Genomic DNA, 12,758 nt, shown 5'->3' with positions numbered 1-12,758 from the left:
AGTCCAACTCTACGTTGAAGGAGAGCAGATGAACGATCGACAATGACCCCGTTCGGGGGAAGGATGGTCCGCGTGTTCGTCCAGATTCGCAAATACGCAGCCAGACTACGCACCTCCACGCAGGCGCAGCCGGCGATCACTGGGGAGAGTCGCGCGCACAACTTGTTCGAAGCGGCGGCCACTTATGTCGTGGCCCGTGCGGAGGACGATCAGGACCGGATCGAGGAGGCGGCGGCATGGGTGCCGCCGGAGGCGCTGTCGTTCGGGGTGAGCGAGCTCGCCTGCCGGGCCGTCGTGGCGTTGGCCCGGGAGCGCGCCCAGTCGCCCGCGGTGGTCGCCCGGGATCTCCTCGGGCTGCCCACGGGCTGACCGGAAGCTCCCCGTCCATCGTGGTCGTTTCGCCCCCCTCCAGGCGGAAACCTGCAGCTCCGCGTGGTGTGAGGAGTCGTGACAAGCGGCTTCCGCTCGCACTAGGGTGCGCGCCGATGGACGAACCACTGGGAGGCAGGGATGGCCGGGACAGCCGATGAGGCCGTCGCCGCCGCGGACGATGCGCTGTACGTACTGACGGCGGTGCTGCTGACGCCGGCGCAGTTTCCGAGCGTTCTGGGCGACGACTATCCGGAGGCGTGTGCGGCGCTGGGACTGGCGCCGCTCGCCGACGGATACGGCCTGGTGCTGGGGCAGGACGGTGAGGGTGCGCGCTGGACGGTCGTGATCGACGACGTCTCGCTGGTCGCCGTGGCGATCGCGTCCTGGGACTGCGGCATGGAGTACGAACTGTCCCCGGACGAGCGCGCCGTTGTGGCCGCCCTTCCGGGCTGGCCACTGGCCGTCGCCGTCTCGGCTCCCGGTGTCCCCGCCCCGCACGACCCCGCTCCCGAGGTGGCGGGCCGGCCTGCGCTGAGCCCGCCGGACACCAGCTCCTGGGGACCGGCCCAGCGCCGCCTGGGCGCCGACGAGATAGCCCTGCAGTGGGCGGCATGGCGGGAGCAGATCAACGACGAGGATTTCTCGGCGGACGGGCAGACGCAGCCGGGCGAGCCGGAGAGGGCCGGGGAGTCGTCACCGGAGGGCGGGCAGGGTGCGCCGCACCGCGGCCACCAGGGGATCAGGCGGGTGCTCGCGGAGGCCCGCGCCTACGTCGAGGCACCGCCGCCGCTCGGCCGGGTCCGCTCCTCTTTCGCCCCAGGTGACGCCCGTACGCTGCGCGCCGACGGCCCCGGCTGGTCGATCGTGGCCCGCACCGACGACATCGCCTTCGTCCTGCTCGACGAGGAGCCCGGCGAGGTCCTGCCGGTGGGCCGGGGCCCCGAGCTGCCGGGCCTGCTGGAGGCACTCGACAAGATGGCCGTACGGCCCCTCTGAGGCCGGAGGGCGCCGGGGCAGGCGGGGCGGGCCGGCAGACGAGGCGCGGGCTCCCCAAGGCCCACCGCCTGGTGCCGGGCCTCCCCAAGGCCCGGGCCTGTTGCCGGACGCGCATACGGTCGCCGTCCGAGGGACGGCAGGCGTTGGCGAACTCGCCGTCCGAAGCCGGACGACCGCAGGCCCGCGCCACCCGAGCCCGCACGACCCCTCGCGCCACGGGGTCTGTCGGCCGGCACGGCTGCCCAGCCCGCGGGCGCGGTCGTCCACCCGTACAGCGCGCCTGCCGCCGCGCGGCCCGAGGCCCGTCCGGCTCCGGCCCCGCGGTCACCTCCGCGCGCCTGCCCACGGCGTCAGCGGCCCCGTCAGCGGCCGAGTTCCTTGCGCGAGACCCTGCGCAGCCTGCGCCGCTGTGAGGGGTCCAGCGCCAGATACGCGGCCACCGGAACCCCGACCACGATCAGGAACGCCACCCACCAGGGCAGCCAGATCAGCAGGATCAGCCCGACCGCCACACCCCCGACGGCGATCTTCGCGTAGTTGGACATGAGCGTCGCCTCCTTCGCGGCCACTGCCGCTCTCTGCACTGAGAACGGCGCCCCGCCCCGCGCGGTTCCAGAACGCGCCCCTGAGATGTCCCTGAGGCACGCCCCCTAGTGGACCAGTGGCCAACAGTCGAACAGATTGTGAAGTGACCCGGATCGCGACGCCGTATGCCGGGGCCGTCCTCGATCTGCTGTGCCCACGACGGACGGCGACGTCGAGCCGCACCCTGCCCGCGCCCCAGCTGCCGGTGCAGCGCGCCCCACCGCTGTCCGATGAGCGGTCGACGCGAGCCGTTCACCCCGCGGTCGTACGACGTTCCTCATGGGGCCCAAATCTGGTCGCCGTCAACGTACTTGTCCTCAGGAGGCCCGATGTTCCCGCACGATCCCGGCCGGCGCCGCGTCCCCCGTTCCGTCGCCACGGCCCTGCCCCTGGCCCTGGCGGCCGCGCTCGTGGCCGCGGGAACGGCCACGGCGGCGCCGTCCCGGGACGCCCGTGTCATCCGCACGGCGACGCTCGGCGAGATCCCGCTCGGCGCGTTCAGCAACGCACTGCTGCCCGGCAGCGTCGACGACGACCACGGGGTGAAGCTCGGCGGCATCGGCAGTGACATCTACCCGGCGGGCCGCGACGGCGAGTACTGGACGGTGACCGACCGCGGCCCCAACGGGCAGGTCAAGGTGGACGGCAAGAAGCGCCGTACCTTCCCGGTGCCGGGATTCGACCCCGCGATCGTGAAGATCCGGGTCCGCGGGGACTCGGTCCAGGTCGTCGACGCGATCCCGTTGACCACCTCCTCGGGGAAGGCCGTCACCGGGCTCCCCGATCAGCAGAGCCGTGACGAGGCGCCGTACACCTACGACGCGAGGACGCCGCTCTCGTACAACCCGAACGGACTCGACACCGAGGGCATCGTGCGCGCCGCCGACGGTACGTTCTGGCTCGTCGACGAGTACGGCCCCTCGCTGGTCCACGTCTCCGCGCGCGGGCAGGTGCTCACCCGGTACGTGCCCGAGGGGCTCGGCCTGACGGGCGCCGACTACCCGGTGGTGGAGGCGCTCCCGTCGATCTTCCTGCACCGCAAGATCAACCGGGGGTTCGAGGGGCTGGCGCAGTTTCCCGACGGTGATCTGGTGATGGCCCTTCAGAGCCCGCTGTCGCTGCCGGACGCGGACGCCGGGGGCGCCTCGCGCACCACCCGGCTGCTGCTCTTCTCGCCGCGCGAGAAGGCCGTCACCGCAGAGTACGCCTACCGGTTCGACCCGGTGAACGTGGTCGACCCGAGCGAGAACGACACCTCCGAACTCAAGATGTCCTCGATCGTCGCCATCGGCGGCGACCGGCTACTGGTCGAGGAGCGCACGGACAAGGCGGCCCGGCTGCAGCTGGTGCGGCTGGGGCGCAGGTCGAGCATTCTGGGCAGCCCCTGGGACAACGACACGACCTCGCCGTCCCTGGAGCAGCTGGCCGATCCGGCCACCGCCGGCGTGCCGGTGCTCGCCAAGCGGCTCGTGGTCGACCTGAACAAGGTCGACGGCGTGCCGCAGAAGATCGAGGGCATCGCGCGCGTGGACCACGACTCGCTCGCCTTGATCAATGACAACGACTTCGGGATGACCGACGGCTCCGGCGCCTTCGACGCGCAGGGCCGGCTGGTCGACAGCGGCATCAAGACGACCGTCGTGTACGTCCGGCTGCCCGAGGACCTGTGACTGACGCTCATTGACCGGACAGTCCGGAAACTGGACTGACGGAGGGCCGGGGCGGCGGATGCCGCACACCGGCCCTCCGTGCCTTCAGCCCCGCGCGCCGAGCAGGTGGTCCATGGCGAGCTGGTCGAGGCGTTCGAAGGCCATGCCGCGCGCGGCCGCGGCCTCGACGTCGAAGTCCTCGAAGGCGGTGCGGTCGGTGAGCAGGGCCTGCAGTCCGTCCGCGGCGGTGGGCCGGGCCAGCTCGTCCAGGCGCGAGTCCCGCAGCGCCTGCTGGACCTCGGGGTCGGCGCGGAAGGCCTTGGCGCGCTCCTTGAGGATGAGGTAGTTGCGCATGCAGCCCGCCGCCGAGGCCCAGACACCGTCGAGGTCCTCGGTCCGCGGCGGCTTGAAGTCGAAGTGCCGCGGGCCCTCGTAGCCGGCGCTCTCCAGCAGGTCCACCAGCCAGAACGCCGCGCGCAGGTCACCGGCGCCGAACCGCAGGTCCTGGTCGTACTTGATGCCGGACTGGCCGTTGAGGTCGATGTGGAAGAGCTTGCCCGCCCACAGCGCCTGCGCGATGCCGTGCGGGAAGTTCAGGCCGGCCATCTGCTCGTGGCCGACCTCGGGGTTGACGCCGTACAGCTCGGGGCGTTCCAGGCGCTCGATGAACGCCAGGGCGTGGCCGACGGTGGGGAGCAGGATGTCGCCGCGCGGCTCGTTCGGCTTGGGCTCGATGGCGAAACGGATGTCGTAGCCCTGGGTGGTGACGTACTCGCCGAGCAGGTCGAAGGCCTCCTTCATCCGGTCCAGCGCCACGCGCACGTCCTTGGCGGCGCCGGACTCCGCCCCCTCGCGGCCGCCCCAGGCCACGTAGGTCCTCGCACCCAGCTCGACCGCCAGATCGATGTTGCGGATCGTCTTGCGGAGCGCGTAGCGGCGCACGTCGCGGTCGTTGGCGGTGAACGCGCCGTCCTTGAACACCGGGTGGGTGAACAGGTTGGTGGTGGCCATCGGCACCGTCATGCCGGTGGCGTCCAGGGCCTGCCGGAACCGCTTGATGTGCGACTCGCGCTCGGTGTCCGAGGACCCGAAGGGGATCAGGTCGTCGTCGTGGAAGGTCACCCCGTGGGCACCGAGCTCGGCCAGGCGCTGCACCGTCTCGACCGGGTCCAGGGCGCGGCGCGTGGCGTCGCCGAACGGATCCCTTCCCTGCCAGCCGACGGTCCACAGGCCGAAGGTGAACCTGTCCTCGGGGGTGGGCTGGTAACTCATGCCGCGGCTCCTTGCTGCGTTGCGACTATTTCGTCATGGCCGTTTACAAATTAGTATGCGCTCGCGCCTCTGGGAAGAGACAAGATGTCTTTGTCCCGCAGAGCCGTCGAAAGTCACCGAAGTCGCGGAACGTCGCGGAAAAGGGAGAGCCCGATGTCAGCAGCCGAGGGTCCGCTCGTCGTCGGCGTGGACACATCCACTCAGTCCACGAAGGCACTGGTCGTCGACGCGTCCACCGGCCAGGTGGTGGCCAGCGGCCAGGCGCCGCACACCGTGTCCGCCGGCGCGGGCCGCGAGAGCGACCCGCGGCAGTGGTGGGACGCGCTGTGCGAGGCCCTGCGCCAGTGCGGTGACGCGGCGCACGAGGCGGCCGCCGTGTCGATCGGCGGCCAGCAGCACGGCCTGGTCACCCTGGACGGGCGGGGCGAGCCGGTGCGTCCGGCGCTGCTGTGGAACGACGTCCGCTCGGCACCGCAGGCCCGCCGGCTGGTGGAGGAGCTGGGCGGTCCGAAGGCCTGGGCGGAGCGCACGGGCAGCGTGCCCGGCGCGTCGTTCACGGTCACGAAGTGGGCTTGGCTGGCCGAGCACGAGCCGGAGTCGGTCCGCGCCACCAAGGCGGTGAGGCTCCCCCACGACTACCTCACCGAGCGCCTGACCGGGCAGGGCACGACCGACCGCGGCGACGCGTCCGGCACCGGCTGGTGGGCCTCCGGCACGGAGACGTACGACGCGGAGACCCTCGCGCACGTCGGGCTCGACCCGGCGCTGCTGCCCCGGGTGGTGCGGCCGGGAGAGGTGGCCGGCACCGTGCGCGACAGCCATGACCTGCCGTTCTCCAAGGGCACGCTGGTCGCCCCCGGCACCGGCGACAACGCCGCGGCCGCGCTCGGGCTCGGCCTGCGGCCCGGCACCCCGGTGCTCAGCCTCGGCACATCCGGCACGGTTTACGCCGTCTCCCGGCGCCGCCCGGCCGATCCGACCGGCACGGTGGCGGGGTTCGCCGACGCGCACGGGGACTGGCTGCCGCTGGCCTGCACCCTGAACTGCACACTCGCCGTGGACCGCGTCGCGGCGCTGCTGGGCCTGGACCGTGAGGCCGTGGAGCCCGGCGGCTCCGTGACCCTGCTGCCGTACCTGGACGGCGAGCGCACACCGAACCTGCCGCACGCCTCCGGTCTGCTGCACGGCCTGCGTCACGACACGACCGCCGGGCAGCTTCTGCAGGCCGCGTACGACGGCGCCGTGCACGCGTTGCTCGGCGCACTCGACCTGGTCCTGGACGAGGACGCGGACCGCAGCACCCCGCTGCTGCTGATCGGCGGCGGATCACGCGGGACGGCCTGGCAGCAGACGGTACGGCGGCTGTCCGGGCGGCCGGTCCAGGTCCCCGAGGCCCGCGAACTGGTCGCCCTCGGCGCCGCGGCACAGGCCGCCGGCCTGCTCACCGGCGAGGACCCGGCCGCGGTGGCCCGCCGCTGGAACACGGCTGCCGGGCCGGTGCTGGACGCCGTGGAGCGGGACCAGGAGACACTGGAGCGGATCACCGGGGTACTCTCCGACGCATCCCCGCTGCTGGAGCGGGGCACGCAGACCACCCCGCGCGCATGAGCCGGGCCGCAGACACCGAGGACTGACTCCAGGCATGACCGCACCGCTGCACGAGGCCCGCCCGCCGGGCGCCGGCCGCGCCCTGCCGGACACCCAGCAGGGCATGCGTCGGCGCAACCTGGCCCGTGTGCTGCACGCCGTCGGCGCGGAGGGTTCGCTGTCGCGGGCCGCCGTCGCCTCGCGCATCGGGCTGACGCGGGCGGCCGTGTCGACGCTGGTGGACGAGCTGATCCGGTGGGGTCTGCTGGAGGAACTGGGTCCCGAGCGGCCGGGCCGGGTGGGCCGGCCGGGGTCGGCGCTCGCACTGAGCGGCCGCGGGCCGGCTGGGATCGGCGCCGAGATAGGCGTCGACCACCTCGCGGTGTGCGCGGTCGATCTGCGCGGCGTGGTCCGGGCGCGGGCCGTACGGCACGGAGCGAACCGGGGCCGGCCACCCGGGCCGGTGGTCGAGGAACTGACCGAACTGGTGCGCCGGGTCGTCGCGGAGGCGGAGGGGGAGGCGCTCTGGCCCGCCGGTCTCGCGGTCGCCGTGCCCGGGCTCGTGGCGCGGGACGGCCGTACGGTCGTCCGGGCCCCGAACCTCGACTGGCACGACACCGACCTCGGCGTCCTGCTGCCCCACGCCTGGCCGCTGACCGTGGACAACGAGGCCAACTTCGGCGCGCTCGCCGAGCTGTGGCTGGGTGACGGAACGGCGCGTGACTTCCTGCACGTGTCGGCCGAGATCGGCATCGGTGCCGCGGTCGTCGTGGACGGCGGACTGCTGCGCGGCACGCGCGGCTTCGCGGGCGAGCTGGGGCACGTGCCGGTACGGCCGGACGGACCGCCCTGTCCGTGCGGCGGCCGGGGCTGCCTGGAGCAGTACGCGGGCGAGGAGGCGGTGCTGCGCGCGGCGGGGCTGGAGCCGCGCGAGGACCTGGTGGGCCTGCTCGCGGGGCGCGCCGAGCAGGGCGACGAGGGCGTGCGGGCAGCCCTGCGGGACGCCGGTACGGCCCTCGGCATCGCCCTGACCGGGGCGGTGAACCTCCTCGACCCGGAGACGGTGGTCCTGGGCGGCGCCCTGGCCGGCCTCTCCCCCTGGCTGCTGCCGTCGCTGGAGACGGAGCTGACGAGCCGTACGGCGGGCCCGCCCTGCCCGGTGACGGTCTCCCGGCTGGGGCCCGAGGGACCCCTGCTGGGCGCGGCGCACTCGGTCGTCCGGGGTGTGCTGGACGATCCCGCGGTGGTGGCGGAACGTTCCTGAGGTCCCTCGCCGGGTCCAGCGGGGTCCGGGCTTGTGCAACCGGCTGGGGACGAACGGGCCGGCGACCGCCTGTGTTCACCCGATCGGGTGGCCGGGTTTTCCACAAGTGGAGGCTTCTCCACGGATGCGGTGTGCGCTCTTCTGCCCAACCCGCCCGCGCCGTACCGTGATTCACGCGAGGCACGGCCGACGGCCCGTCAAGGGCGTGTCGCCGAGCGGTTGACCGTATTTCACGAGCGCCGGGTGGCAGTGGGCTGACAGACATCGGGGGACACATGCACCAGGAGACGACCGGGACGCTGAGGCGTGACGCCATCGGGTTGCGCGAGGTGCTCTTCCAGAGTGTCACGGCGATGGCCCCGGCGGCCGCCGTGGCCGCGTCGATCCCGGCCGGCGCCGCCTTCGCGGGCGGCAGCCTGCCGCTGGCGGTGCTGATCGCCCTGGTGGCCTGTCTGTTCACTGCGTCGTGCGTGGCCGAGCTGGCCCGGGAGCTGCCTGCGGCGGGCTCGGTGGCCACGTATGCGGCGCGGGGGCTGCACCCCGCCGTCGGGTTCCTCGTCGGCTGGGGTTACGTCTTCGTGGAGATGCTGGTCCCGCCACTGCTGCTCCTCCAACTGGGCTTCACGGCGGCGGGCACGCTGCACGAGGAGTGGTCCTCGTATCCGGCGGACCTGTGGTGGCCGTGGTCCTTGGCGGGCGCCGGTGTGATCGCCGTCGCCGGTTACCTGGGGATCCGTGCCTCGGCCCGCTTCGGCACCGTCCTCGGCGTCTTCGAGATCCTCGTCTTCCTGGTGTTCGCGGTCCTGCTCATCGGCAGGGCGGGCGGCGCCAACACCCTGACGGTGTTCGGCACTTCGCACACCGCCGACGGTTACGCCGGGATCAGCGGCGTGTTCGCCGGGTCCGTGTACACGGTGCTGGCGTTCGCGGGGTTCGAGGCGGCAGCGCCGCTCGCCGAGGAGACACGCGATCCCCGGCGGACGATGCACCGCGCGGTCCTCGGAGCGGCCCTGGGCATCGGCCTGTTCTATGTGATCACGACCTACGCGATGACCGTCTACTTCGGCCCGGACCGCTTCGCGAAGTTCGGCGCCTCGGGTGCCGCCTCCTGGGACGGCGTCGCCCGGGCGTCCTTCGGGCTCTTCTGGGTGCTGGTCTTCCTGGCGGTGGTCAACTCGACGATCGCCAACGCCAACGCGTGTGCGAACGTCTCGACCCGTACGGCCTTCGCCCTGGCCCGCGTCCGGGTCCTGCCCCGCCTGCTCGCCACCCTTCACCCCCGGCACCGCTCCCCCGTCGCCGGTATCGCACTGCAGACCCTCGTAGCGGTCGGGGCGGTCCTGGGACTCGGTTTCGGCTACGAGCCCGTGACCGCGTTCCTGCTGCTCGCCACGGTGATCGTCACGGTCGTCGTCGGTGTCTACATCGTCGTGAACCTCGCCTGCGCCGGCTACTTCCTGCGGGCCGGCCGGGCCGCCGTCAAGCCGGTCCGGCACCTGCTGTTCCCGGTGCTCGGCATCGCGGCCTTCGTCCCCGCCCTGCTGACGGCCGCCGGCCTCCCGGTCTTCGACTTCGTCACCGAACTGACCGCGCCGGTCTCCTACGCCGGCCCGATCGTCGGCGTCTGGATGGCGGCCGGTGCGGTCGTGCTCGTCGTACTGATACGGCGCCACCCCGAGCGCATGGCCGAGACCGCTCGGGTGCACCTCGACACGTACGACACGGCCGGTCCCCGGCAGGACGGGACCGTCCCCCGCTGACTCGCCGGCACCGCGCGGGGGCTCCCGGCCCCGGTCTGCGCAAGCCCCGTCCCACGACCGCTCTCGTCAGAAGGGACCACTCCACGATGACCGACCCCCGGATCCTCACCGTGCGCCCGGAACCGGACGCATACGCCTGGACGTTCGGCGGCGCACCGCCCGTGGCACGGATCGCGCCCGGCACGGTTCTCGACCTGTACACGGAGGACTGCTTCGCCGGCCGGGTGCGCTCCGAGAAGGACCTGGTCTCCGAGGTCTGCGAGTTCCCGTTCCTGAATCCGCAGACTGGACCCTTCCACATCGAGGGCGCCGAGCCGGGCGACACGGTGGCCGTGCACTTCGTTTCGATCGAGCCGGCCCGCGACTGGGCAGCGTCGACGACGGTCCCGCTCTTCGGCGCGCTCACCTCCACGCACACCACGGCCTCGCTGCAGCCCCCGCTGCCGGAGCGCGTCTGGATCTGGCAGCTGGACCGCGCCCGGCGCACCGCCCTCTTCCAGGCGCAGGACAGCGACATCGAGGTGGAGCTGCCCATAGACCCCATGCACGGCACGGTCGGCGTGGCCCCCGCCAATCTCGAGGTGCGCTCGGCCCTGGTGCCGGACGCGCACGGCGGGAACATGGACACACCCGAGATGCGGACCGGCGTCACCTGCTATCTGGGGGTCAACGTCGAGGGCGCCCTTCTCAGCCTCGGCGACGGGCACGCCCGGCAGGGCGAGGGCGAGACCTGCGGCGTGGCCGTGGAGTGCGCGATGAACACCGTGGTGGTCGTCGAGCTCCTCAAGGACGTCGCCACGCCGTGGCCCCGGCTGGAGTCGGACACCCACATCATCTCGACCGGCTCGGCCCGCCCGCTGGAGGACGCGTTCCGCATATCGCAGCTGGACCTGGTGCAGTGGCTGGCCCGCGACTACGGGTTCAGTGAGCCGGACGCGTACCAATTCGCAACCCAGGCGGTCGAATCACCGTTGGCCAACGTGTGCGACACGAACTACACGTGTGTGGCCAAGCTCCGCAAGGAGTGGTTGCCGGCACGCGAGACGTACCGGGGCATGCACGCGCGGCTACGGGAGACCGCGCGGGCCCTTCGACGCTGACAGCACCACGTCCCCGGCGACGGCTCCCGGCTCCCGGCTCCCGGCTCCCGGCTCGTGACGCTCCCACCCCCACAACCTCTGAAAGCCCCCCACCCCCGAAAGGCACCCGCCGATGGACATGGGCATGGACATGGACCCGGCCGGAACGGCACAGCGAAGAGAGCCGGAGCAGCCGGCGAGACAGGGCAGGCCGCGCGTGAGCAGACGCCGGCTGCTGATGGGTGCGGCGCTCGCCGCCGTCCCCTACGCGCTGCTCCCCGACCCGCGCGCCGGTGCGCAGTCCGGCACCGTCGACTACCCGCCCGCCGAGTGGCGGCCGGCGAGCCCCTCCAACTACACCGCGTCCGACCGCCCCGGCGGCTACGTCATCGACCGTGTGATCATCCACGTCACACAGGAGACGTACACCAACACGCTGGCGATCTTCGGCAATCCGGAGAAAAAGGTGTCCGCGCACTATCTGGTCCGCTCGGCGGACGGGCACGTCGCGCAGTGCGTGCACGAGGCCGACATCGCCTGGCACGCGGGCGACTGGGACTACAACACCCGCAGCATCGGCATCGAGCACGAAGGGTGGGTGGACCAGCCGGCCTATTTCACCAACGCGCTCTACGAGGAGTCGGCGAAGCTCACGGCGGCGATCTGCGACAAGTACGGCATCCCGAAGGACAGGGAGCACATCATCGGCCACTACCAGGTGCCCGGCACCGATCACACCGATCCAGGCCCGTACTGGGACTGGGTCCGCTACCTGAGGCTGGTCAACTTCGCCTAGCCGCAAGACGATGGTCGCGGGACGAACGTCACTGTTTCACCGTCCGGGGAGGCCGAGTTGACCGATCCGTGGGTGGCCCTGGAGCCGGGGGCCGACCCCGCCGAGCGGGTCCGTGCGCTGCGCCGGGCGCACGAGACGTTCACCACGGTGGGCACAGTGCCGCGTCCGGTGCGGTCGGTGGTGGCCGAGTCATGGCGGCGCAGTGCGCGGGCCGGTGTCCGCCCGGACGGCACCGCCGGCGTGGAGCTGACCGACGGCGACCTCGGCGCGTACCGGGCGGAGCACCCGCTGGCCAGGGTGATGCCGCTGTTCCGGGAGCTGCTCGGCACGTTCGCCGCCGACGGCGAGCATCTGCTGGCGGTGTGCGACGCGCACGGCAGGCTGCTGTGGGTCGAGGGGCATTCGGCGACCCGGCGCCGGGCGGACGGGATGAACTTCGTACCGGGGGCACGCTGGTCGGAGAGCGCGGTCGGCACCAACGCGCCGGGGACCGCGGTCGCCGTGGACCGGCCGGTGCAGGTGTTCGCCGCGGAGCACTTCATACGGCGGGTCCAGCCGTGGACCTGTGCGGCGGCGCCGGTGCACGATCCGCGCACCGGGCGGGTCCTGGGCGCGGTGGACATCACCGGCGGCGACGGGCTGGCGCATCCGCACAGCCTCGGGTTCGTGCAGGCGGTGGCGCGGGCGGCGGAGACGCAGCTCGCGCTGCTCGATCCGCCGGGGAGCGCGGTGGACACGCCGCTGCTCGGCGCACTGGGCCGGGACGAGGCCGAGTTGGTCCTGGACGGCAGCCGGGTCCGGCTCAGCCGCCGGCACAGCGAGATCCTCGTGCTGCTGGCCCGGCATCCCGAGGGGCTGAGCGGCGACGAGCTGCTGTGCGCGCTGTACGCGGACGAGTCGGTGACGCCGGTGACCCTTCGTGCGGAACTGGCCCGGCTGCGCAGGTTGCTGGGTCCGGGCCTGCTCGGCTCGCGGCCGTACCGGCTGACGGCCGCGGTCGAGTCGGACGTCACCGTGGTGGAGCGGCGGCTCAGGTCGGGGGCGGTCACGGCGGCGGCGGAGGCGTACACCGGGCCGCTGCTGCCCGGTTCGCAGGCGCCGGCGATCGTACGACTGCGGGACCGTCTCGCCGACGAGCTGCGGACGGCACTCGTCGCACACCGCGATCCGGACCTGCTGGCGGACTGGGCGCATGCACCGTGGGGCGAGGACGACCTGGAGGTGTGGCGGGCGCTGGCCGCGGTGCGGCCCACGGCACCTGTGCGGGCCCGGCTCGCCGCGCTGGAGGCCGAGCTGACGGCCCCGGTCGGCCGGACGCCGGGGCGGACCCGCGGCGCAACGTGGTTGCAACGTCCGCCCGCCTAGCCTCGCGCCCGAGAGCTGCCCAACGGCGGGCAG

11 protein-coding genes are annotated in these 12,758 nt (G+C 72.9%); 9 read left to right on the top strand and 2 right to left on the bottom strand.

Annotated elements, in window-relative coordinates; genetic code table 11:
- Positions 1-72: 72 nt before the first annotated feature.
- Positions 73-369, top strand: a complete 297-nt coding sequence (locus FB563_RS30000; protein WP_055708295.1) for a hypothetical protein — start codon at positions 73-75, stop codon at positions 367-369.
- 141 nt (positions 370-510) lie between these two features.
- Positions 511-1,368: a hypothetical protein gene (locus tag FB563_RS29995; RefSeq protein WP_055708284.1), complete on the top strand. Its 858-nt coding sequence runs from the start codon at positions 511-513 to the stop codon at positions 1,366-1,368.
- 362 nt (positions 1,369-1,730) lie between these two features.
- Here the strand turns inward: FB563_RS29995 and FB563_RS29990 are convergent, their stop codons facing one another.
- Positions 1,731-1,913 carry a hypothetical protein gene (locus FB563_RS29990; RefSeq protein WP_055708285.1) on the bottom strand — a complete coding sequence of 61 codons (183 nt, stop codon included), beginning with the start codon at positions 1,911-1,913 and terminating at the stop codon, positions 1,731-1,733.
- A gap of 369 nt (positions 1,914-2,282) precedes the next feature.
- Here FB563_RS29990 and FB563_RS29985 point away from each other — a divergent pair, with 369 nt between their 5' ends.
- Positions 2,283-3,623, top strand: a complete 1,341-nt coding sequence (locus FB563_RS29985) for an esterase-like activity of phytase family protein (protein WP_055708286.1) — start codon at positions 2,283-2,285, stop codon at positions 3,621-3,623.
- Positions 3,624-3,707: 84 nt separating this feature from the next.
- On the opposite strand, the gene xylA is transcribed toward FB563_RS29985, so the two are convergent.
- Positions 3,708-4,874 carry a xylose isomerase gene (xylA, locus tag FB563_RS29980; RefSeq protein ID WP_055708287.1) on the bottom strand — a complete coding sequence of 389 codons (1,167 nt, stop codon included), beginning with the start codon at positions 4,872-4,874 and terminating at the stop codon, positions 3,708-3,710.
- A gap of 153 nt (positions 4,875-5,027) precedes the next feature.
- Here xylA and xylB point away from each other — a divergent pair, with 153 nt between their 5' ends.
- From xylB to FB563_RS29950, 6 genes are all read left to right on the top strand, one after another.
- The gene (gene xylB / locus FB563_RS29975; protein ID WP_055708288.1) at positions 5,028-6,482 is read left to right on the top strand and encodes a xylulokinase; all 1,455 of its coding nucleotides are present in this window, start codon (positions 5,028-5,030) and stop codon (positions 6,480-6,482) included.
- Between the two features lie 34 nt (positions 6,483-6,516).
- On the top strand, positions 6,517-7,725 hold the full coding sequence (locus FB563_RS29970) for an ROK family transcriptional regulator (RefSeq protein WP_055708289.1): 1,209 nt from the start codon (positions 6,517-6,519) through the stop codon (positions 7,723-7,725).
- Between the two features lie 275 nt (positions 7,726-8,000).
- Positions 8,001-9,485: an APC family permease gene (locus tag FB563_RS29965; protein WP_055708290.1), complete on the top strand. Its 1,485-nt coding sequence runs from the start codon at positions 8,001-8,003 to the stop codon at positions 9,483-9,485.
- Positions 9,486-9,571: 86 nt separating this feature from the next.
- Positions 9,572-10,585 carry an acetamidase/formamidase family protein gene (locus FB563_RS29960; RefSeq protein WP_055708291.1) on the top strand — a complete coding sequence of 338 codons (1,014 nt, stop codon included), beginning with the start codon at positions 9,572-9,574 and terminating at the stop codon, positions 10,583-10,585.
- Positions 10,586-10,802: 217 nt separating this feature from the next.
- A complete protein-coding gene (locus FB563_RS29955) occupies positions 10,803-11,360 on the top strand; it encodes an N-acetylmuramoyl-L-alanine amidase (protein ID WP_055706096.1) in 558 nt (185 codons plus the stop codon).
- 57 nt (positions 11,361-11,417) lie between these two features.
- Entirely contained in the window at positions 11,418-12,725 is a 1,308-nt protein-coding gene (locus tag FB563_RS29950; RefSeq protein ID WP_055706072.1) for a GAF domain-containing protein, read from the top strand.
- Positions 12,726-12,758: the final 33 nt, after the last annotated feature.

Origin of the sequence: Streptomyces puniciscabiei, from assembly GCF_006715785.1 — a bacterium.
GTDB lineage: Bacteria > Actinomycetota > Actinomycetes > Streptomycetales > Streptomycetaceae > Streptomyces > Streptomyces puniciscabiei.
The sequence above is the reverse complement of the archived record's forward strand: the minus strand, read 5'-3'. Positions and strand labels throughout refer to the sequence as shown.